Origin of the sequence: Pseudomonas lurida, assembly GCF_002563895.1 — a bacterium.
GTDB lineage: Bacteria > Pseudomonadota > Gammaproteobacteria > Pseudomonadales > Pseudomonadaceae > Aquipseudomonas > Aquipseudomonas lurida.
Window position 1 is genome coordinate 4,226,574 of record NZ_PDJB01000001.1, and the last position, 21,550, is coordinate 4,248,123.

Below are 21,550 nucleotides of genomic sequence, written 5' to 3' on the forward strand. Positions count from 1 at the left end.
CGAATGCCTATCACACCACCCAACGGGGAAATCACTTTCCCTGGGGATGAGTGACTTCTCGTTTTTGCCAAGAAACGGAGCAACTCATGACGCAATTCTCCACCAACGAAACGAAATACTACGATCTGCACACTCGCGGTATCGGATACCTGTGTCGCGCACGAGAGGTCCAAGTGCGCAAGGCAGAACCGTTTATGGCAGTGACCGTAGCTGCACTTCACGGCGCCGCTGATGACGTTGAATACACCTACATCGACTGCCGAGTGACGGGCGCTGAAGCGGACACGCTGATTCGCAATTGCATGGAAGAGATCAACTCAGGGGATAAGGTCTTGGTGTGCTTCACAATCGGTGATATTTGGATTTCACCTTTCACGTACCAGAAGGGCGACAAAAAAGGTCAGCCTGGTGCGAGCCTCAAAGGACGACTGCTCTATCTGTCCATGATCAGAATCAATGGCGAGATCGTATTCAGGGCTCCGCCCAAGGAATCAGCACAGGACGCACAGCCAAACTCCGTTATGGAGAGCCCAGTGCCCGCCGCAAGCGAGATCTGACCGTCAGCAAAACACCTAGGCGCCCCCTCAAGGCGCCCTCACCCACCCTCGAGGGACAACGACTCCCTTGGGGACCGCGTGTCTCTTGCAACCCATTCAGAGGTTTACGCGATGAGTCACACCAACGACTTAGGCACTGCGGCCCTACCCACGATCGTCTGCCGTGAGGACGAAGATCACTTGATTCAGACGGCCTTACAGATCCTCGACCGTCGGCTCTTTACCCGAGGACCAAAGCTTCAGGATCCCCATGCGGTGCGCAACTACCTAAAGCTGCAACTCGCTGCGATGGATCACGAAGTCTTTGCGGTGATCTATCTGGACAGCGTGCATAGACCCATTAAATTCGAGGTGCTTTTTCATGGGAGTATCAGCAACGCGGTCATCCACCCAAGGCAGGTTATCAAGCGTGCTTTAGCGCATAACGCCGCCGCGATCATCATCGCCCACAACCATCCTTCGGGATGTCGCAAACCAAGCCTGGCAGATCAACGACTCACTGCCTGCCTCAAGGAGTCGCTGGAACTCGTGGAAGTCAGGGTGCTGGATCACTTCATCATTGCTGAAGGCTCCCCGGTCTCACTGGCTGAGTATGGCTGGCTATAGCCATCGACCAAAGCGCCCTACCCGGGCGCCCGTTGTTCCTCACACAGACACAACGTTGCCGACCTCACTCAGGAATTCTCCCGTTATCGATGGGCTCAGCTTTAAGCGGGCTCAACATTCAGGATCAAGGATGAATGAGCTGGCTCTTTTCTCAGGTGTTGGTGGAGGAATACTCGGAGGCCAACTCATGGGATGGCGCACCGTCTGTGCTGTTGAGTGTGATGCCTACGCCGCACAAGTTCTCGTGCAACGACAAAACGATAGAGCCCTGCCGGCTTTCCCGATTTGGTCTGACGTGTGCAGTTTTGACGGTAGATCGTGGCGAGGCATTGTTGACGTGGTATCTGGCGGGTTTCCGTGCCAGGACATCTCCATTCAAGGCAGAGGCGTCGGCAGTGAGGGTGCTCGATCAGGCCTTTGGAAAGAAATGGCAAGAATCGTCGATGAGGTTCGACCGACTTTTGTGTGGCTGGAAAACTCCCCAATGCTCGTTACACGAGGCCTTGCCCTGGTCCTCGGTGACCTTACCCAAATGGGGTATGACGCTCACTGGTGTCGTGTATCAGCGAGTGAATGCGGTGCGCCCCATAAGCGTGACAGGATCTGGTTATTGGCCTACCCCAACAGCGAGCATGGCCAAGGGTTCATCACCCAAGTCGCTGAAGCGAAAGTGTGGCAGGGACCGAACGAGAGACAGACTGGACCATGCGGTGATGGCGTCAGACAGTGGCCAGTTGAACCCGGAGTGGGTCGAGTGGTTGATGGGCTGGCCCAGCGGGTGGACCGGATTAAAGCCCTTGGAAATGGGCAGGTACCAAGAGTGGTGGCAAGCGCATTCAGTATCTTGAAGAGCGAGGCAAAAGCCTGAGGGTCACTGCCTAGACGCCGAGTTAACGTGCACTGAACCTTGCGTTCGGTAAGAAACCTGAACACTTTTTCAGTGGGTGCTGATTCAGCCTTTCGGCAGAAAGCTCTGCATATGCGTTGTCTGCCAGTACGGATCGTCTTCCACATCCACCGTCTCAAACCCGTGCTTTTGCCAGAAACTAATCGCACTTGGGAGAAAGGGATGGGTATGCAGGTACGGCACGTCAATGCCACCGGCGAAGGCTAGTGTCCTCAGATACCCATACAGCTTCGCGGCGAGTCCTGAGCTTCGTTGATCTGGACTCACGAACAAGCGCACCACTTCGACGACCTTGAGGCCCGATTAGTCGAGTTGAGGAAAACGGTAATCCTAAGGTAGGTAACCAATGGTCGCGACAATCTCGTTGCCCCTGCGAGCTACGAGAAATTGCCCCTTTCCTAGGTTCTGTACGAAAACTCACGAAACACCGTTTTCTGTAAAATTCATTGCCATTACAGCCAGGAGGCCAAGATGGCAAAGCGATATGAACTCCCTGACACCGCCTGGGACCTGATTGCCGATATCTTTACTCGAACCCGACGCACCGGGCGCCCTCGAGTCGATGATCGCCTGATGCTCAACGGCGTGCTTTGGTTGCTCTGCTCGGGAGCAGCCTGGCGAGATATGCCAGAGCGCTTTGGCCCTTGGTCAACGGTGTATCAACGGTTTCGCGACTGGCGTAATTGTGGCGCTTTCGATCAAATGCTCCAGCGCCTTCATACCCGGTTGAACGAGCAGGGCTTGATTGATCTGGAAGCCTGGATGATCGACTCCAGTGCCGTTCGTGCAACCCGAGCCTCATCAGGCGCCGGAAAAAAAGGGGGCCTGAAGAACTGCAAGATCACGCGCTCCGACGCAGTCGGGGCGGCCTGACAACCAAAATCCACATGCTATGCGACGCCAATGGCGTGCCGCTGCGTTTCCTGCTGTCAGGCGGACAAGCCAGCAATATTGCCTATGCCCAACCGTTACTGGATGAGGCTTACATCCCAAGCTTGCGCGGCCGTCCTCGCAAACGCTGCCGATGGCTGTTGGCCGACAAAGGATACGATGCTGAAGCCCTGCGCCGGTACTGTGATCGTTATCGAATGCAACCGGTAATCCCGTTGCGCAGCATGAAGCGCAAACCCAAGCCGGGTTTACCCAGACTGTTTGATCGCCCCAAATACCGGCAGCGCAACATCATCGAACGCATGTTCGGCTGGCTGAAGGAGAACCGCCGCATCGTGACGCGTTTTGACAAGCTCGCAACAAGTTTTGCAGCGATGGTCTCATTGGCCTGTGCGATGCGGTGCTTACGACAATACTTTTCGTACAGAGCCTAGAACTAGATACGCCGCCTTGAATCCCGCGAGATTAGGTGGCGTTGCTGTTTGGCTCAGCGTTGGAAAAATCTGCGCCCTGGCCCCCATAACATTCTCGATCACCTCATCAACTTCCGTGGACTGAACGGGCCAATAACGATGTCGATTTGATTTTTTGGCATGGGTGAGACTGTCTCGTTGGCTATGTGTTGGCAGAAAATACACGATTTAGGTGAAATTCAACCTACTGGATACAGATCCGAGATTCTGTAATAGACATTTCAAAAAAGAGGCTAATCCTCTCCCCTGGAATTCAAAACAACAAAGGGCCCATCAAGGGCCCTTATGTTGCCAAACCATTGATCTCACTTCGACAGCCAGGACTCAACGGTGTCTGAACCGTGCTCGGATTTCCATACCTTCAAGGTCTTGTGGTTGCCGCCCTTGGTCTCCACCACTTCGCCCGTGTGAGGGTTCTTGTACATCTTCAGCTGACGTGCTTTACGGGTAGCCGTTACCGGCTTGGCTACTGCTACACGGCGACCAGCTTGAGGGTCAAGGATATTGATTACGTCTTTCAAGCTAAAACTGTACTCCCCCAACAGAGCGCGGAGTTTTTTCTCGAATTCGATTTCCTTTTTCAGACCAGAATCGCTTTTCATGGACTCAAGCTCTGCGAGCTGAGCCGCCAGTTGTTGCTCGAGCTTACGGTATTCCACTAGACGAGACATTGAAGATTTCCTTGATATTGAAGCCAATCATGGTTGGCATGGTTAGTATGCTAAGGCAATAATGCAGATCAGTCACGGAAAAAACCTATTCTAACGTGCTGGGTTTACTAGCCTCACATGAATACTATAAATCAGCTTACGCTAGACATTTCATACCAAGTGAAATTTCAGATTTCTTAACGAGAATTGGTCCTCATTTACTTTTAGGGATGATTTCATGTCAGCAGACCTTGAACTTCCAGAAAACGCCGAACTACTACTGAAAAAATGGTACACACGCTGCAGCACCGTTGCGGTCGGACATTACAAAACTGCTGATTTCTACTCGAAAGCGAACATGAGACTAACAGTCACAGCAGCAGTACTATCGACCATAATCGGTACGACCGTGTTCGCTACGCTAGAGGAGCAATCAGGGTTTTTCTTGAAAATTTGCCTAGGCTTTTTAAGCTTGGCAGCGGCGGTGCTAGCCGCTTTGTCGGTAACAATGGGCTATCAGAATAAGGGGGAGAAGCATAGAACTGCCGGCTCAAAGTACAACTCGGCGGGCAGAGAGCTTGAGCAACTCGGCACGAACACTTCAGTGACACAAGAATTACTGGACAAAATACGGACTAGGCTTGATGCAATAGCTGAAGAGTCTCCCCACCTACCTCGCTGGGTCCATAATGAAATAGCAGACCCTAGTCAGCTATCAAAATGGAATAACTGAAGTGGAGCTACGCTCCTCCTCTGTATTTTATATTCATCTGGATACAATCAGTGCTCAGGTTTTACACTCAGATAAGGCGGCTTCCCAGACTTTAGGTTTGTGAGCGATCAACGCGGTTCAGCAATGACAAAATCCTGCGGCCTCTCCTTTCCTCAATTCGTGTGAAGCAGTCAGCAGAGCCTACAAAAATGCAGGAAATGTCTGACTGGATCATCGCAACGTTTAAGCTGATTATTTGATCTGGTTAGCTGTCGTCGACAGCACCTGCCCAGGTGACCATGATCCAGAAGGCCACGAATGCGCTTTACCGCATTGATCAGTTAAAGCTCACAACGCATTCGGAAGCGTGGGCATCGTCGATATGCTCGCCGACGGAATGCATCCACCCCACAGTGACGGGAGCTTACCGTCAGGTGGGACTCTGCGTCGCTTGCCAACTGCAGGAGACACGATGAAACTATCGCTAGCCCTTTATGACGCACTGACTTCTATCAGTGTGCCTAATAACAAAGCTAAAGCTGTTGTAGAGGCTTGGGAGGATGACGTGAAACATTTCGCATCAAAATCTGACTTAGAGCGGACCGAATCGCATCTTGAGGGCTCAATCTCAGGACTTCGTACCGATCTCACGGCACTTATAAAAGAGCAAGGTGCAGATCTACGTACATTGATCGAACGGCAAGCAAGCCAATTCCACGGTGCCGTTTCAAAGCTTGAGTCAAACATCACCGTACTTCGCTGGCAGTTTTGGCTCTTGGTAATTTGCTTCGGCTTCCCCATCCTAAAAAATCTTTATGAGGTTTACGGAAAAGTCATTGCGTCCTGATTTATAGCTTCACCCTCTCAGCCAGCAGTGCCCATTCTGCGGCCTACTAGCTACTAGACGTCGACATCGTCCACGTCTTGATTCACACCTATTCAGTCCATACGGGGAACACTCCCCGTTTGGGCGACGTGTCTCTCCGTTTTGGGCGTTTTTCGGAGAGACATATGAAAATCGAAAACCTCACCTCGCTTCAATCGAAGCTACTTCAGTCGCCAGTCATCTTCTCGCAAGACGCCTGGCACGAAGCGGTGTATCTAGAGCAACCAGCGAGCCTTGGTGACCTGGGAAACCGCTTAGGCGAAACCCTTCAAGCCGCGTATGCATGCCTTATGTACAGGACCGAAAAAGTAGATGCGGTAGAGCCGTTCTATGAGTTTGGCCTGTATCGTTTTCTACCTAGCGGTGATCGTGTCGATCGACACTGGCTGGAGTTACGGCTGATCGTGGAGCACGCAGCGGATCAACCATCCACGCTACGTATTGTTCTTCGGCGTGAAAGCTCATCTTTAGAATTGAAGGTACCTGATGTCTTTTTTGACCCAGGCCTAATGATGATGACCAATGGCGTGCATTCGCTCATCGAACAAGGACTGTTGGATGTGCATCCTCATCTCAACCGTCACCTTGTCGGTGATTGGGGGGATTTGTGCGACCAAGACAAGCTGAGCAATGAGCAGGCACTGCAGTACGGTGAACGCTTGTTCTCGTCCTACGAGATTGAAGCAGGGCAGGAAAGAAAGCTCTGGATCATCACAGAGAGGGACAGAAGCGTCACCACCTTGCTTCTACCTTCCGAGTACTGATTCATCACATCGCCGCATTCCATCTGTGGCTCATTCTCCCTCTCTGCGCTCTGTTAGCGCACTGAGGGGGTACTCCTGATTTTCCATTGCCGCTTATGAACTGGCCTCCCCCCGCAGGTTGCGAAGGATGCAGCAACAGATTTGCCTCGCCGTCAGGAAGCTATCGGTGCCCACATTACTTGCCAAATCTCGCTCGTATGCGTACTACCGCCAGGATGGTCGCTGTTTCTATTGCGACTATCCAATGTGGGTTAGCTCAGCACCTCGCTACGCAAAGCTGTACGGCTGCTCAATCGCGCAGGCCGAGCTCATGAAGTGCACAGCCGAGCACCTCGTGGCAAAACAGGACGCCGGTAACGATCGTGGTTCAAACATCGCCGCCGCCTGCAAAGTGTGCAACCAGCGCCGACACAACAGAAAGCATCCATCCACCCCTCAGACCTATCAAGAAATGGTGCAACGTAAGCTGAGAAACGGCGGTTGGCATCCCTTTCAAATAGCAGGTTTGTAAGAGCTAAAGACTGCCTATATCCAATTCACTTACGGTCGCGAAATCACTGAAGAATCGCCACCAGCATCAGCAGCCCGAGCAAAATGGCCTCAACGTTCAATACAGCCCAGGCGACTTAGCAATTGGCCCTGTTGCTTCTTAAGCGTCGCCTGCACTGGCAGCGGTAGATCACTCCAGAAAGTGAGCCCCGACCTTTCTTCGATCTGATCGACAGTCACTTGGTAAGCGCAGAAGTTCGCGTTGCGCGGAGTCTCTTGGTTCATGACAAAGGAGGCATGCAGCCCGTTTTCTGGTGAGGGTCCTACAAAGATGATCTTCCAATACCCGCTCGGGATGGTGTGGACGTTGTTCGTCCCTGGGAGCGTGCCCACAAAATGCTCATAGAGCGGACCGGTGGCGACGTACACCTCATCGATAGCTACGTCCTTAATTAGATTCCTCTCCTGGTCCTCAAGACGAGCCCAGGATCCTTGGTTGAGGTCGGATTTCTGAGGGGTGATGTTGGAGAGGTAGTTCAAGGTTTGCCAGTCAGGAACGCCCCCCATCGAGGCAAGGTTCGTCTGATGACCGCGATCGATCTTTAGCGCAACGTTTGCGCCGTTGTAGTCCACGGGATCAAGTGTCTCGCCGACAGGGACATCCGGATCCGTCTTCCAGTTACGCGGGCGGCCGCTAGCTGCCGACTCCTTCGTGATTTTGTACGACACCCAGTTTGCAAATTTGGTCGAGCCATTGTTGTTCAGCGTGTAAGCCTCCCGGATCAGAGTTAAAGGACTTCCGCCGGAAGGACAACCCACCGAGCAGTTATCGAATAAGCGTCCTTCGACAAGCTGGGTGCGCGGCTCGATCGTGGGCTCGGGTGTCCTATCTGGCGTAGTACATGCTGCAATGAGGGGAAGCGTCAAAAGCGCTAGATGCTTGAGTTTTATACGTCCTTGCATGGTGTAACTCCTAGGGTGAAAAGATGTGCCCATGAGTGACAACTTGGTGGATCTCGGTTCCATCGAATGCGAACTAAATGAACGGGTCTATTTGAAGCTTTTTAGATACGCGGCCGCACTTATCAGCAGTCTCAGTCTGAACGCTGTGGTCTTCACTGAGGTTGTCTGTTGATGGCCGAAAACAGCTGTCCTGATGCTCTGCTAGCGGGCAACATCTGCCCTTTGTGAAGGGCAGAGATCGGCCATCAGCGAGAAATCACTCAGCAACTGGAGAGCCGCAGGCTCTACGACGATGCGCACCTTTGACCCGGGGGACTTATGGGGTACATGGAGCAGCTGCAAGCAAGTGTGAAGTCCTTGGCGGCGGCAGGTGAGACTGGTCGCCGTAGCCTGGATGGGATGATTGGGCCGGTCGACGGCGCAATCAGTGAACTCAGCGGTGCGGCTTCTGAGCTGGAGGGCGTCCCTTTTGTGGAGCCGGCCATTGGCGAGAAGCAGCAGCGCGTTATGCGTGGGGTGACAGCAGGTTGGCCAGGTGGTCTCGGTGTACAGCGCAGCCACCTGGGCGGCGTCTCAGATTGATGAGCGCTTGGGAGCGCTGAGCGAGCAGGCCGGGCGAGCTGCGACGGCGATCAACAATATCGCCGGCAAGTTCAGGCCCTCGCTGTCTGGCATTCTCCCGACCGGGGCCTTTGCTGCTGATGCCGCACCGGCGCCGGAGGCGGTGAAACCCTTTCCGCACCTGATGATCATGCAGCCGCGTGATCCGAAACAGCAGCCGTACTTCTTCAATCTGGACACGGCGGCCTTTGATGAACTGCGCCGCTCGACAGCTTTCTGCTGGGCCTCTCAGGAGCGCCTGACGCGTCGACCAGCCCAGCAGGCTATCGGTGGGGACGAAAAGCTGACGTTGAAGGGCGCCATCTTCCCGGGCTTCAGGGGCGGCATCAAGCAACTGGACACCCTGCGAACCCTGGGTGGCAAGTTGCAGCCCATGACGCTGACCACTGGCTACGGCGACGTGTTGGGCACCTGGTGCATGACCAGTGTGGAGGAAGAACAAAGCGCGCTGCTGGGCGGCGGCATCCCGCGTAAGCAAAGCTTTACCCTGGAGTTTGTACGCTATGGCGACGACATGAAGAACGTCTGACGGGGATCTGTTGGACACCATCTGTCACAACTACTACGGCCATCTGAGCGGCACGGTGGAGGCCGTGCTCGATGCCAATCAGGGGCTGGCCGATGAGGTTCAGCCGTACCGAGCTGGTGTGGTGATTGTCCTGCCGGACATGCCGGCACCCACTGAAGAACTTGTGATGCTTTGGGATTAGCCAGGCCTGGCTGTCCTTTCCTTCCGTTACGCGTAACGGCCGCCAACATTTCCCCGCGTTGGCGGGGTAACTGGGTGAACCATGACCCCTCGCTTTCGTGTCGTTGCAGACGGTAAAGACATTACCGCGCTGATCAATGACCGCCTGTTATTGCTGAAAACCACTGACAAACCAGGCATGGAGTCTGACGACTTCGAGTTGCGGATCGATGACCGCGACAGCGCCGTGGCGCTGCCCAAGCGCGGCGCCGGCATTGAGATCTACCTGGGCTATGCCGAAACGTCCATGGTGCGCCTGGGCCGTTATATGGTGGATGAGGTCGAGATATCCGGCCCGCCTAACACCATCGTCGTGCGCGGCAAGGCCGGCGACATGCGCAGTACCGGAAAGACGGTGCGCAGCGGTAGCTGGGAAGATGTGCCACTGTCCAAGATCGTGGCCGACGTGGCTGCCCGCAACGGCTGGACGCCGGTGTGCAACGTCTCCACGAACGTGCCCCGGGCTGACCAGCTCAGCGAGTCTGATTTCAACTTCATCACCCGCATTGCCAAGCAACACGACTGCACGGCCAAGGTGGCCGATGGAAAGTTGATTGTCATGACCCGCGACGGCGGCACCAGTGCGAGCGGCAAGACCTTGGGCACCGTTACCATCACGCCCGCCGATGTCAGTCGGTGGCAATTCCGCTTAGGCGATCGCAATACGCACAAGGCGGTGGCCACCAAGCATCAGGACAAGAAAAGCGGTGAGCTGAAGCTGATCAGCCTGGACAACACCGATGTGCCCGACGGGCTGCCGGCGGTGCATCCAGACCGTCATATCTACCCCAATAAGACCGCAGCGGCCCAGGCCGATAAGACCCGCCTGACTGCCTTCAATCGATCTTCTGCAGGCGTTCGTCTTGAAATGCCTGGGCGTACCGATCTGTTTGCCGAGCGTTCGGTAAACGCCACCGGCTTCAAGGTCGGCATCGATGGCGAGTACCTGGTCGACTCGGTTGAGCAGGTATTCACTCAGGCTGGCTGGTCCACCACCGTTGAGTGCAATGGCGGCAAGAAAGGCAAGGCCAAAGCCAAAGGCCAGAAGACGAAAAAAACCAAGGAGGTAAAAGTTCTGGAGCTGTAACTGGCGGAACCCATCTCACCATTCGCCGCCATCGAGCGGCATTTTTTTGCCTGGGAAAAAGCGATGTCCATCACTGAGCTGCAACTTCAAAGCATCATGCCCAACGCCCGCCGCAAAGCGGGCGTTTTTGTATCCGCGCTAAACGCGGCCATGACCAACCGCAAGATCGACAGGCCGAAGCGTCAGGCTGCATTCCTGGCCCAGGTCGGGCATGAGTCCGGCCAACTGCAGTACGTGCGTGAATTGGGAAGCGATCAATACCTCAGCAAGTACGACACCGGGCCTCAGGCTGTCAAGCTTGGGAACACGCCTGCAGCTGACGGTGACGGCCAACGTTATCGCGGCCGTGGGTTGATCCAGATTACCGTTCACGACAACTATTTGCGCTGCAGCCTGGCGCTGTTTGGTGATGAACGTTTGCTGGGCACGCCTGAGCTGCTCGAGCTGCCGCAATGGGCGGCTGAGTCGGCAGCGTGGTTCTGGTCGGTGAACGGGTTGAACGCACTCGCGGATCAAGATCAGTTCAACACCATCACCCGCCGGATCAATGGCGGGCTCAATGGCCTGGAAGATCGGCTGCAGTTGTGGGGCAGGACGAGGGCGGTGTTATGCGTTTCTTCGACCTGATCCCCCCGCAATACCGGCTCGTGGCGGTCAGCATGTTGCTGGTGATGTTGGCGGTCGGATCTGCTGCCTTGGCCTGGACCGCGCAAGGCTGGCGGTACGGCCAGCAGTGGGAGCGCTAGGCCCGGCTGCATGCGGACACACTCAACGAGTTATCCCAAGCCTCTGCGGCTCTGCAGCTTACCGAGCAGCACAAGCGCTTCGCCCTGGAGCAGCGACTGCAGAACAAAGATGAAGCCCACCACAAGGAACTGACCGATGAGCAAACGAAACAGGCTCGTCTGCGTGATCGCTTGGCTACTGCTGATCTCCGGCTGTCAGTCATTCTCGCCACCACCGATGCCACGAGCAGTTGTTCAGTGCCAACCGCCGCCGCCGGCCGCGTGGTTCATGGCACCACAAGAGCCCAACTTGACCCAGCGCATGCTCAACGAATTATCGGCATCACCGACGCCGGCGACCAAGGATTGATCGCCCTGCGGGCCTGTCAGGCCTATGCAAGAGAAGTTTCTACACCGAAGTAAAAGAAGCTGCCGGGCAGGATGTGTCAACATCCTGCCCAGCCACATACCCAGCAAGTGCAGCCAAGTTTACTTTTTATGTAATGCAGAGTGAGCTTCGCGCTAAAGGCTCCTTACCTACCAGTCCTCGGACTGGCAAAATCTTTGCCTAGCCGACAGCGTAGTTTCGTTGGTTCAAATAACGTCTATCACTAACAATTCTTTCAGTGCAAATTAACCTGGCACCTACGCGCTACACGAATTTGATGCTGAACCCCAATGCGGCTTTTCGTCTACCCGCTGCAGGAGTGCGCTCTCAGCCTGACGCAGTAACTCTAAAGCTGATTCGACACACACAAGGTAACGAGTCCCTTCATCGGTTAGGCGCAGGTTCCTAATGGTACGGGCAAACAAGCTCATCCGCAGCCGCTCCTCCAAGCGTTTGACGGCGAAGCTAACGGCGGCAGGGCTGACGTCAAGGGACCGTGCAGCGGCGGACAGGCTGGAGTGGCGAGCTACGCACAAGAAAAGCTCAAGCTCAAAGATCGTGGACATATTTAAAGAATCCTTAACACACCTTCCTTGGTTGCCTTGTTTTTGTGAATCGCCAGAATTGAGAACATAGCTCATCTTCTCTGCGACCTCTACCTAAAATGAAAAGAGTTCTCATTTTTCGACTGTATCTGCAGAAAAAAATTTAGTTGCGTGCTTTCATATTTAATTTGTTAATTATAAGCATGTCCGCGCATTGTATGGTGAGGAATGTTGTGCGGAAATTTCAGAAGTAATTCAGAGTCATCTTTATATTTTTGGTTTTTTCGTTCTTACGGGCATTCGAAGATGAATGCGTGGTCTCTGTCAATCTGGGTGGTGGTGCAACTAATTTGATGGCAGAAGCCTTGATGTTATTCTTTGCCACTAACAATTTTTTGGAAAGCACTTACCCATTATGCCTACTTATCAATTAGTTAAGTCGTTTCTAGTAGCGTATCTTCAAGAGACCATGCCTCGATTAAAAGTATATCAACAAGCTTTTCGATGATGCTGGCGGCGCCCCAGAATACAAGTGCCTGGAGGGCGAGGTGCGAGTTTGAAATGAACTTGTTCCAGCGTCTCGTAGATGTTTTATAGAGGGATAAATGTAGCCTTAATCTGCAACCGGTATATGACACTTCGGGAACAGCCATTCTTTACAGCGAAGCTCTAATAAGGTTCTCTGATGAACGAGCCAGAATCGATACGCAAAGAGCAATAAGCGCCTTTGAAAAGACTGGTCAGATTAGGTTGGTAGATCGTTATGTATTAGGTGCAGTTATAGGTAGGCTGCAAATTGATTATAGTGCTGTTGTTGCGTGTAATATTTCTGCCCTGAGTTTCAATCTGGACTTTTGGTGGGAATCCGTTTTGAGAGTTCTAAGAAAAAATCCTTCGGTTGCTAATAGACTAATTATCGAGCTGGCTGAAGGGGCTGCAATTGATGATCACTCCGCGTTTATTAAGTTCGTGAAATCGTTCAGGTCATTGGGGGTGCGGTTTGCTCTGGATGATTTTGGCACGGGTATGCCCCGCGCTGCGGCAATAAAAAATTTTACGTTTGATTACGTGAAATTAGATAAAAGCACAATAAGAAGTCTGAGTAGTGATTTCATGGGTTTTGACGCGACATTAAATGTGGTGATGTATATTCAGGATGCAGGGTCGAAAGTAATAGCTGAAGGGATTGAAAGTGAAAACGATGCTTTGAATGCTAGGAGGCTTGGCTGCAGTTATATGCAAGGCTATTACCTAGGAGGACCTTCGTCAAAAAGAAAACATCTATTAATGTTATGAATAAAAATTAATATAGTGCGATGGGGCTGTGTGTTTGAGCGTCTCTAAAAGCAAATTTATTCAATATGAAAGGCGTCTGTAGATATCAAAACATCTCGTCGAATATTGCGTTAAAAACTTTAAGGCTATTGCAAGAGAGTCCGATCTTAGGCTTTGGGTTGGGTCATTTAAGTTGCGTGTAGTTATTCCTATGTTCCTTTAGTGTGGCACTGAAGTCTCAAGGTGTAGTGGGCTCTAATAATCTTGTATGTCTGGCTGTGAGGCGATAAAGAAATGAAAATTCAAAAAAATAAACTCGTGTTGGCGATAATAGGTGCTTCCAGTTGCTATTGGTCTGTAGGAAGTGCTTTGGGTTATGGTATTGCACCAAATCCTGGATCTGTGACTCTTATCGGGACAACATGGAATAATGGAGATGCTAACGTATACAGCGGGTACACCGCTAATAATTTTTTTGGTAGTCATAGTACTGATGTGATTGTGGAAGCGAAGGATGGCGGTATTTTTCAAGCTTCAGGAAATATGAAAATCGTAGGCGCTGGTCAGGTAAATCTCTCTAATAAAGGGGTTATTTCTATCGGTTCGTATTTTAATCTTGGAGATAGAAATAACGCCACTCCGCCGAATCAAGCGGCCAATCAGCTAAGTCTAAACGTATTATCTGGTTCTACTCTAATCGCTCGAGGTCTGAATCTTGGGCGTGGTATAAACGACCGTGCTACTGTGCTCATTGATGGGGCTGGCACGAGTGTTAATATTGGTGACGGATGGGCGGTTTTAGGTGTCACAGGTGGTCAAGTAAAAGCTACTGTTTCCGGCGGTGCTGTGTTCAATTCGGCCGAAGCTATCAAGGTAGGGAAAGCAACTGCCGCAGATGGAAGTCATACCCAGTTTATAGTTAAGGATAGTGGCTCGACTGTTAATACTAAAGATATTTATGCTGAGGGCGATATCAGTATTGGGAGTGGAACTAAAGTAAATGCCACAAATGCTTTAACCTTTAAGGATGCCGGCTCAACTGTTACTGTTGAAAACAATGATGGGCAGCAAAGCTTGAATACGCCTAAGGTTGTGTTCAGTAGTCCAGGGACTTTGGTTTTCAATACAAATGGCCCTTCCGAGTCACTGTTTAATTCGACTATTGAAGGTAAGGGTACTATTAAAAAAACGGGTGATGGCGTCACCAGATTGACAGGTGATAGCTCAAAGTTCTCAGGCGAATTAAATATTAATCAAGGTGAAATTGTTCTTGATGAAGATTTTGGTGATTCGTTTTCGTCTGCAAATGTTGGCAGTGGTGGAGTGCTCTCTGGGGTTGGTAATATACTAGGAGCGCTCAGCGTCAGTGACGGTGGGGAGTATAAAGGTTCAGGTGATATTTTTGGGGACGTGAAGATCTCTGATAAAGGAGTATTCGCCGGTACTGGCCATATTTTTTCGGATTTGAATGTTGGTACGGGTTCGACTTTATCTCCTGGTGCCAAGGCCTTGGGGACTGTAAAAGTTACTGGTAATGCAAGCTTTAACGATAGTTCTGTATATTCTGTCTCGTTAGATGCAAGCGGAAAAAGCGATCTGGTTGAAGTGAGTTCAGATACAAGTAGGACTAATACTGGGAAGACGGTCATTGGCAGTAATGTCAATGTTCTTGTTTTCACTATTGACCCAATAGTGGATTATAGAAAGCCTCAGAGCTATACAATTCTTAAGTCTGAAAATGGAATTGTTGGTAATTTTTCAAAAGTTGTCCTGCAGAATGGCTTTCTTTCTGCAAATGTTGATCGTCAGAATACGTACATTAATTTAGGTCTTACACTCAATCCCAATGCGTTTCAGACTGCGGCTAAAACAAAAAATCAATCTGCAGTTGCAGGTGCTTTATATGGCCTGAGTTCTTCTAGCGAAAATTTGGGTTTGTTTAATAAGGTCCTGGCGCTTGGTACGGACTTCAACGCTGCTCGTTCGGCTTTTGATGCGTTGTCCGGCGAATTCTACGCTTCTGCTAAAACTGCTCTCATAGAGAATGAGTTTTCGCTAGGGCAAGCAGTGAATCAACAACTCCTTGGAGAATTTAATAAAGATGGAGAGCTACGCCCGACGAAGTCTGTGTGGATTCGTCCATACAGTGACAACACTCGGTTCGGGGCTGGTGGGGGAACATCAGCGTTAACAAATAGTACTGATGGTGTGCTTGCGGGTGTTGATTTCCCTGTTTTTAACGACGCAAGAGTTGGTGTAATGGCTGGTGCCGGACACTCCAAGTCAGATGCAAAATCTCTATTGACGAAGAACTCATCAGACGACTATAGTTTTGGCGTTTATGGCTCAAAGGACATAGGCAAAATCTCGTTGCGTGGTGGTGTGATTTACGGCAAGCATGACGTTGATACTAAGCGTGATGTAGAGTTTTCAGGCTTTTCCGATAAGGTTTCTTCGAAATATACAGTTGATACTATCCAAACCTTTGCTGAGGCGGACTATAAAATTAGTTTGGGTGTGGCAACACTTAAACCATTTGTTAATTTGTCTCGGATTGACATGGATACCTCAGGGTTTAAAGAAAAGGGTGGTGCGGAAGCAATAACTGGAAAAAGAGATTCGGTTGCGGTTAACACCTCCACGGCGGGTGTGCGAACATCGCTGCCTTTTAAGATCAAGAATACTAATGGGTCAATTTATGCGAGTGTTGGATGGCAGCACGTTCTTGGCGATGTAAGCCCTGACGCAACCATGAGTATCGGTGGCTCTCCTAGTTTCAAAGTCTCCGGCGCAAAGCTTTCGCGTGACGCGGCGATGATTGGCGTGGGTGCAAATATAAAACTGCTGAAAGACGTCTCACTTGGCATTGGCTACTCAGGAAACTTTGGTTCCGAAGCTCAAAGCAATGGAGTCGATGCGACCCTGAAAATAGTTTTCTAGGTTTAGCTTAGTTTGCATCACACATGTATAGGTGTGATGCAGGCTATCAGCTGGCTGGGCGCCGTAGCGCATTCTTTAAGGGAAATATTGCTTCTTCTTTTGAACAATTTGTTGATGGGGGTTCAATTTATTTTCCTAGCAACTTGATCTTGCTAAGCGTTGCTTTAAATCTAGCTGTCGAAGTGGTTTTAGGTTGGCGAAAAAAAAACGCGACTGGCTTGGTAGTAGTGGCATTGGCAGTCCTAGAAAACCATCTCAGGCTGACGAATTAGATTGAAGATAAGAGGCCATGTGCGTCGAAAGAATCGAGGCGCCGGTCGACTCCTATTTAAGTCACCTCCAAAGTACTCGCCGGAATATGAACATTTTGGTAGCGTCGAGGGCTCGCTGCCGCTAACGCAAATGTGGTTCCTACTCCGCTTAAGACGGAAACCGCTTTTCTAAGGTGTTTTGCACTCGGTGAGTGCCTTTGGCTGACAGCCTCTCCACCGTAGCGTCTGCCACACACGTCTTGCTCAATTTTGCCAGCAGTATTTTTGCAAGGCAGCAATCGGGTTTGCTTAGAATTCGCACAAGCCAAAGAGCTTTCAGTGGTTTGGCCGAGCGGGCTAAAGTTATGAGAGAAGGTTATGTCCAATCCATTTCGGACGGATTTTCTCTCTCTAGAGCCTCGAGCGCCGAGCGTGGGGCAAAAATGGGGCAAACCGTACGCCAAACAATGCCATCCAATGCCAATTAGGCGTTTATGCAGCCTCATGTATTCGCGCATTACAGCCAGCAACCACGGGCTTTTCCCCCAATACCCCCCACATACCCCTACACAATCGGGGTGTGAGCGATGCGACGTAGCGAGAGGCTGCTTACGACCCGAAGCGGCCGGTCGGCGCTGGCGTAGAACGGCCAATCGCTGACTATCGACACGCTGTAACAAACTCTTTAAATTCTCCTCAGAGTTGAGGGCCACAAACGATCGCGGTGCCCTCCAGAGTGCTCAATTTAAATCTATAGCGGCATAATAGTTGCCTCGTCCGGAGTAGCTACTCGCACCACAGGGCTACCAAAACTCCCCCGCTCATCCATAAGGTAATTTGCATGTACCACCGATATCTTTCAGCCATAGGGTTTTGCTTCATCCCTACTCTATCCATTCGCTGGAGAACCGCCACCTGAATCCATTGCCGAGTATCACGCGGCCCAGAAGGACATGGAAGACCTACAACGCGTTGTTACACGACTTCAGAACTTAGCGGCGCAGACGGACACTGATCCAGCGAAAGGAAGGGCAACTGTTGATGAGCTGACGAAGGTCAGTGATCGTATGTACGCGCACCCAGATAATGCCATCGCCGCCGGACATGCCGTCGCTATGTACCAAAAGGCTAAGCTGTTGTTTGGAAAAACACCCATAAAAGGCAACAAGACTATTTGTGAACTGTATGGCCAAGCCGCTGAGCGCGGGCTGATGGCGGGTGCGCTGGAGTATGCAAAGTGTGTTCGCTCTTTCCCAATGAGCGAGGAGTACACCCGGCGGTTGAAAATACTACAAATGGCGGTTGAGGGCCAAGATCCCTATTTGTCGGAATACCCATTGCTGACGGCATTCCCGTATTGCTTCCCCAAGAACAAACCAAAGTTGCAACCAGGAGAAGACCCCGTTCAATGGGTCGTGGACAATGCGCGGCCCCAGGCCTTAAGCGCTGAGAATTTTCGTGCTGAAGGTTATTACACGTTGGCTCTGGGGGTGGCAGACGAGCAAACGAAAGAACTCGCGGCCGGGTTCCTGAAATTGGCTTTCGCTAATGGGTGCCGAGAGGACTCGGTGCGAATTGCAAAGTACTTGGGCGTGACAGTGCCTCCGCTGCCTGCCAGAGCTACACCATCGGTGGATTAATTTGCATGGGCAATTATTTCAAGCGTCGTCTGCAAATTCGGATCTGCCGATGACGTCCGCTTTTGGCCGTATGCTGCCACTCCCGCTGAACGGCTCCCGGCACATGCGGTATAGAGCGCTTAAACGCCGATTTAACCAAGTGTGAGTTGTGAGGAAACCTGCTTCGGCGTTTTTTTGGTTTTTGTGGCGAGCGGGCTCACGGCAAGAAGCTTGCTCGCCACAATCCGTGTAAATAGGTCAAGAACCTTGCGGCGTTTCACCTCGTGCCAGCCGCGAATTGATGTCATTGACGACACTCGGCAAGTCGACAATAGTGTCGATCATGTAATGCGGGCGAGCGCCTTCGAACATTTTGCCAATACGGGTCCGTTCTGCCGCTAAATCTTCGACGGGTAACGCCTTGAATTGGTCGTAAGTCAGTCCCAGTGCATTGCCGGAACATGTCAGTGCCACCGTCCACATACCTGCGCTGCGGCCTTCAAGAATGCCAGGCCATGTGTCATCGACTTTAACGCATGTGGCAACATCGCTGATCCCCAGTGCAATCACGTTAGCCAGCGCCTGTGCCGGGAAAGGCCGACCGTTGGGCACGTCGTCAGTCGCGACCACGTGGTCGGCGACGTACCCGTTCTGCCGAGCCAACTCAACCACTTTTTCCATCACAATGGCCGGGTAACCCGAGCAGGAGCCTATTTTAATACCTTGGTCACGCAAGGCATTGATGGTCTCCAAGGCTCCAGGAATCAGCGCGGAGTGAAGGGCGATTTTCTCGATTTGCAAGGGCATGAAACGTTCGTACAGTGCAGTGACATCATCATCGGTTGGCAAGCGATCAAACGCAGCACGATAGCGCTCGGCGATCTGTGGTTGATTGCACAGCGTGCGGATGTGATCCCACTTGCCCATGCCCATAGGGCCTCGTGCCTCTTCAAGAGAAACCGCTACGCCGAACTCTGCGAAAGCCTCTACGAAAATCTGGGTTGGGGCGAAAGAGCCGAAGTCAACCACAGTGCCAGCCCAGTCGAGAACCAAGGCTTGTACATGAGAGGGTTGCTGATAGTTCATGGTAAATCTCCAATTTTATGTATGGGATGACCGTCCCTCTCGTCAACGAGAAGTAGGCTGTTCGAATGTTTTAACGCGTGACAGAATCAAATTTCTGGCGTTGGGCTTGAGTCGAATAATTCCGCAATCATTGGCCGGTTTCTGCGAATACCCAGACAACACAAGTGGTAGTCGATGGAAAACGGGTGATTTACAAACGTGATCGGTTTTGTCCCTGGCGTTTGGGCGTACTCGACGGCAGACACAAAACCGATGCCGATGCCCTTTGCAATGGCATGAACGATGGCTTCTCGACTATTAAGCTGCATAACGCAATTCAACGAGACATCAAGGCGCTTACAACTTTCTTCTACCAATTGCCGAGTCCGCGAGCTTTTCTCCCGCATCACCCATTTCTCTTGGCTGATTTGCTCGACGTGCACTTCTGCTTGGCTTACCCAAGGATGGTCCTCAAGCACAACAGCAATAATTGGATAGCGACGGTACAGCTGCGTATCAAAGCGCTGGTCGAATTCAGACAGCGCCAGGATTGCAACATCGATGTCGAAGTTGAACAGCCGGTCCAGCGTCTCCTTTTCTGCGGAAAAAGAAGTTTCAAGCTCGATATCTGGATGACGCTGCATCAATTCGTACGTCAGGTTCATCGCAATGGGCGGTGACACCGCGCCCAGACGCAACATCCCTGTTTTGTGTTGCTTGAAACTTTGCAGAAGTTGCACGGCCTCATCCTCTTGCCCAAACAGTCCTTGAGTGATCGCATAGAGTTTGTGCCCTGCGGCACTCATTTCGATGAAGCGGCCGCGGCGGTGGAACAGTTCCACGCAGAACTTTTTTTCCAGTGCGTTGACTTGCTCACTCACCGTCGGCTGGCCAACGCTGAGGTACTCGGCAGCAAGGGTAAAACTGCCGGTCTTCGCGACAGCGTGAAAAGAACGTAACCACTTATGATACTGGTACATAAAAGTTCCTGTGCCTAAGCCGCGAACGTTGGATCAAACCGCACTCACCTACGCTTAGCGTCTTATGAACAGCGCGACTGCCGCACTGCAAACACACGCCGAAGTCACCACGATGAAGATCAACGATGTATTGCCGGTACTGTCGAGCATACTGCCGATCAGCGGTTCTGCCAGACCCGCGAACAGATAGGATGAGAAGTTCATCACGCCTGTCGCTGTACCAGCACGCTTAGCGCCAACTAGGTCAGGGCATAGCGCCCAAAAACTCGATGCTGGGCCATAGACGAAAAATCCGCACAGGAACAATGCAATGAGGCCCATTGGGCTGTGAGGCGCCAGCGTCCACATCCACAGACTGGTTGCAGCGCCCAGCGCCATGTAAAGCATGATCGCCAGGTAGCGTTTGGAACCGAACAATTTGTCCGAGATCCAGCCATTGCTTAGAGCTCCGATGGCCATGCCAACTGGCAACGCAACGGTGATCCACTTGGGATCAATCATGCTGTCGCCGCTTTTCCAGTTCGCGCCCAGGAAATGCACGGGTACCCAGACGATTAAGCCGTAGCGAGCGGCGTTTTGAAAACCTAGGGACACCGCTGCGATGATCAATCGAACGTTCTTCAAAACCGCTTTATAGCGCTGAGCAGAAGTCTCTTCTTCACCGTGGGCTACTTCGTGATTTTTGTCCTCCGCGTTGGCCACCCCCGTATCGGCAAGGGGTTCAAACCCCATGTCCTGCGGGCGTTCGCGTGCAACCAGATAGAAGATAATGCCCCCCGCCAGCATCAGCAGTACGGGCAGGCGGAATATCCAGCGCCACTCTAGGTGCATCACTTCGAGCACCACAATTGAGGTCACATAAGACAACACCGAGGCACTGCCAGCGGCGAACACGTACAAGCCATACACCTTGCCGCGCTCACCTGCGCTCCACCAGTTGGAGATCAGCCGGCTACCCGGTGCCCATCCCAGAGCCTGGAAATAACCGTTGATTCCCCAAGGCAGGATCAGTGCGGCAAAGTTGCTGGCAAAACTGGTCAACCAGTTGGCTGCGCAGGAGAGTACAGCGCCGGCCGTCATGATTCGGCGGCCACCATATTTATCCGCAAGATTGCCGTTGATGGCCTGGCCTATGGCATACGCCCAAAGCATGGCGGCCGAGGCCCATCCAAGATGTTCTTTGGTGAAACCGAATTCAGCTTGAATACCCGGGATGGCGAAACCGAACGTTTGCCGACCCGTATAGAAAAACAAATAACAAAACATTGCGGCCAGTAGCATTCGCCATTGGGCCGCGCGGAACGAGGCAGTGTTTGCGGAAAGAACAGGCATGGTTTGGGCACGATTCATGATCTTTTCCTTATTATTGTTCGGTCCAGCCGATTGACGTCGGTGGATGGCACCTTTG

At 51.9% G+C, this 21,550-nt stretch carries 19 protein-coding genes and 4 pseudogenes; 16 read left to right on the forward strand and 7 right to left on the reverse strand.

The window, feature by feature from the left end; genetic code table 11:
* Positions 1 to 86: 86 nt before the first annotated feature.
* The 3 genes from ATH90_RS19130 to ATH90_RS19140 all read left to right on the forward strand — a co-directional run bounded on the left by ATH90_RS19130 (position 87) and on the right by ATH90_RS19140 (position 2,031).
* Positions 87 to 557 (forward strand): DUF3577 domain-containing protein, encoded by a 471-nt coding sequence (locus tag ATH90_RS19130; RefSeq protein WP_098467033.1) that lies wholly within the window; start codon positions 87 to 89, stop codon positions 555 to 557.
* 111 nt (positions 558 to 668) lie between these two features.
* Positions 669 to 1,163, forward strand: coding sequence for a RadC family protein (radC, locus tag ATH90_RS19135; protein WP_098467034.1), 495 nt, complete (start codon positions 669 to 671; stop codon positions 1,161 to 1,163).
* A 130-nt stretch (positions 1,164 to 1,293) separates the two neighbouring features.
* Complete coding sequence (locus ATH90_RS19140) at positions 1,294 to 2,031, forward strand: DNA cytosine methyltransferase (RefSeq protein ID WP_098467035.1); 738 nt, start codon at positions 1,294 to 1,296, stop codon at positions 2,029 to 2,031.
* 84 nt (positions 2,032 to 2,115) lie between these two features.
* On the opposite strand, the pseudogene ATH90_RS19145 reads toward ATH90_RS19140, so the two are convergent.
* Positions 2,116 to 2,469: pseudogene (locus ATH90_RS19145) on the reverse strand (GNAT family N-acetyltransferase); the annotation flags it as partial.
* A gap of 72 nt (positions 2,470 to 2,541) precedes the next feature.
* Between ATH90_RS19145 and ATH90_RS19150 the strand changes: the two are divergent.
* A protein-coding gene (locus ATH90_RS19150) for an IS5 family transposase (protein WP_098467036.1) occupies positions 2,542 to 3,395 on the forward strand; the annotation gives its coding sequence in 2 pieces (ribosomal slippage) (positions 2,542 to 2,883 and positions 2,886 to 3,395; 852 coding nt in all).
* A gap of 344 nt (positions 3,396 to 3,739) precedes the next feature.
* Here the strand turns inward: ATH90_RS19150 and ATH90_RS19155 are convergent.
* Positions 3,740 to 4,105 carry a histone-like nucleoid-structuring protein, MvaT/MvaU family gene (locus ATH90_RS19155; RefSeq protein ID WP_098467037.1) on the reverse strand — a complete coding sequence of 122 codons (366 nt, stop codon included), beginning with the start codon at positions 4,103 to 4,105 and terminating at the stop codon, positions 3,740 to 3,742.
* Positions 4,106 to 4,322: 217 nt separating this feature from the next.
* Between ATH90_RS19155 and ATH90_RS29180 the strand changes: the two genes are divergently transcribed.
* The 4 genes from ATH90_RS29180 (at position 4,323) to ATH90_RS19170 (ending at position 6,957) form a co-directional block, all read left to right on the forward strand.
* A complete protein-coding gene (locus ATH90_RS29180) occupies positions 4,323 to 4,817 on the forward strand; it encodes an SLATT domain-containing protein (RefSeq protein ID WP_141537500.1) in 495 nt (164 codons plus the stop codon).
* A gap of 451 nt (positions 4,818 to 5,268) precedes the next feature.
* Complete coding sequence (locus tag ATH90_RS19160) at positions 5,269 to 5,643, forward strand: CCDC90 family protein (RefSeq protein ID WP_098467038.1); 375 nt, start codon at positions 5,269 to 5,271, stop codon at positions 5,641 to 5,643.
* Positions 5,644 to 5,807: 164 nt separating this feature from the next.
* The gene (locus ATH90_RS30055; RefSeq protein ID WP_244905991.1) at positions 5,808 to 6,446 is read left to right on the forward strand and encodes a hypothetical protein; all 639 of its coding nucleotides are present in this window, start codon (positions 5,808 to 5,810) and stop codon (positions 6,444 to 6,446) included.
* 127 nt (positions 6,447 to 6,573) lie between these two features.
* A complete protein-coding gene (locus tag ATH90_RS19170) occupies positions 6,574 to 6,957 on the forward strand; it encodes an HNH endonuclease (RefSeq protein WP_244905992.1) in 384 nt (127 codons plus the stop codon).
* An 89-nt stretch (positions 6,958 to 7,046) separates the two neighbouring features.
* On the opposite strand, the gene ATH90_RS19175 is transcribed toward ATH90_RS19170, so the two are convergent.
* Positions 7,047 to 7,898 carry a DNA/RNA non-specific endonuclease gene (locus ATH90_RS19175; RefSeq protein ID WP_098467039.1) on the reverse strand — a complete coding sequence of 284 codons (852 nt, stop codon included), beginning with the start codon at positions 7,896 to 7,898 and terminating at the stop codon, positions 7,047 to 7,049.
* Positions 7,899 to 8,216: 318 nt separating this feature from the next.
* Here ATH90_RS19175 and ATH90_RS19185 point away from each other — a divergent pair.
* From ATH90_RS19185 to ATH90_RS19205, 5 genes and pseudogenes are all read left to right on the forward strand, one after another.
* Positions 8,217 to 9,048 (forward strand): annotated as a pseudogene (locus tag ATH90_RS19185) (phage tail protein).
* A gap of 7 nt (positions 9,049 to 9,055) precedes the next feature.
* Positions 9,056 to 9,229: a tail protein X gene (locus ATH90_RS19190; RefSeq protein ID WP_098467042.1), complete on the forward strand. Its 174-nt coding sequence runs from the start codon at positions 9,056 to 9,058 to the stop codon at positions 9,227 to 9,229.
* 81 nt (positions 9,230 to 9,310) lie between these two features.
* Positions 9,311 to 10,354, forward strand: a complete 1,044-nt coding sequence (locus ATH90_RS19195; RefSeq protein ID WP_098467043.1) for a phage late control D family protein — start codon at positions 9,311 to 9,313, stop codon at positions 10,352 to 10,354.
* A 63-nt stretch (positions 10,355 to 10,417) separates the two neighbouring features.
* A complete protein-coding gene (locus ATH90_RS19200) occupies positions 10,418 to 10,981 on the forward strand; it encodes a glycoside hydrolase family 19 protein (RefSeq protein ID WP_098467044.1) in 564 nt (187 codons plus the stop codon).
* Positions 10,963 to 11,502 (forward strand): annotated as a pseudogene (locus tag ATH90_RS19205) (lysis system spanin subunit). The gene ATH90_RS19200 and the pseudogene ATH90_RS19205 overlap by 19 nt, the downstream one beginning before the upstream one ends.
* Positions 11,503 to 11,724: 222 nt before the next feature.
* Here the strand turns inward: ATH90_RS19205 and ATH90_RS19210 are convergent.
* Complete coding sequence (locus tag ATH90_RS19210) at positions 11,725 to 12,108, reverse strand: LysR family transcriptional regulator (protein WP_342352876.1); 384 nt, start codon at positions 12,106 to 12,108, stop codon at positions 11,725 to 11,727.
* A gap of 516 nt (positions 12,109 to 12,624) precedes the next feature.
* On the opposite strand from ATH90_RS19210, the pseudogene ATH90_RS19215 reads away from it, so the two are divergent.
* The 3 genes and pseudogenes from ATH90_RS19215 to ATH90_RS19225 all read left to right on the forward strand — a co-directional run.
* Positions 12,625 to 13,308: pseudogene (locus ATH90_RS19215) on the forward strand (EAL domain-containing protein); the annotation flags it as partial.
* A gap of 273 nt (positions 13,309 to 13,581) precedes the next feature.
* Entirely contained in the window at positions 13,582 to 16,227 is a 2,646-nt protein-coding gene (locus ATH90_RS19220; protein WP_098467047.1) for an autotransporter outer membrane beta-barrel domain-containing protein, read from the forward strand.
* Positions 16,228 to 17,431: 1,204 nt separating this feature from the next.
* The gene (locus tag ATH90_RS19225; RefSeq protein ID WP_098467048.1) at positions 17,432 to 18,118 is read left to right on the forward strand and encodes a hypothetical protein; all 687 of its coding nucleotides are present in this window, start codon (positions 17,432 to 17,434) and stop codon (positions 18,116 to 18,118) included.
* A gap of 237 nt (positions 18,119 to 18,355) precedes the next feature.
* Here the strand turns inward: ATH90_RS19225 and phnX are convergent, their stop codons facing one another.
* From phnX to ATH90_RS19240, 3 genes are all read right to left on the reverse strand, one after another.
* The gene (gene phnX / locus ATH90_RS19230; RefSeq protein WP_098467049.1) at positions 18,356 to 19,183 is read right to left on the reverse strand and encodes a phosphonoacetaldehyde hydrolase; all 828 of its coding nucleotides are present in this window, start codon (positions 19,181 to 19,183) and stop codon (positions 18,356 to 18,358) included.
* An 86-nt stretch (positions 19,184 to 19,269) separates the two neighbouring features.
* Positions 19,270 to 20,142 carry a LysR substrate-binding domain-containing protein gene (locus tag ATH90_RS19235; RefSeq protein WP_098467050.1) on the reverse strand — a complete coding sequence of 291 codons (873 nt, stop codon included), beginning with the start codon at positions 20,140 to 20,142 and terminating at the stop codon, positions 19,270 to 19,272.
* Positions 20,143 to 20,196: 54 nt separating this feature from the next.
* Positions 20,197 to 21,492, reverse strand: a complete 1,296-nt coding sequence (locus ATH90_RS19240; RefSeq protein ID WP_098467051.1) for an MFS transporter — start codon at positions 21,490 to 21,492, stop codon at positions 20,197 to 20,199.
* Between the last annotated feature and the right edge of the window lie 58 nt (positions 21,493 to 21,550).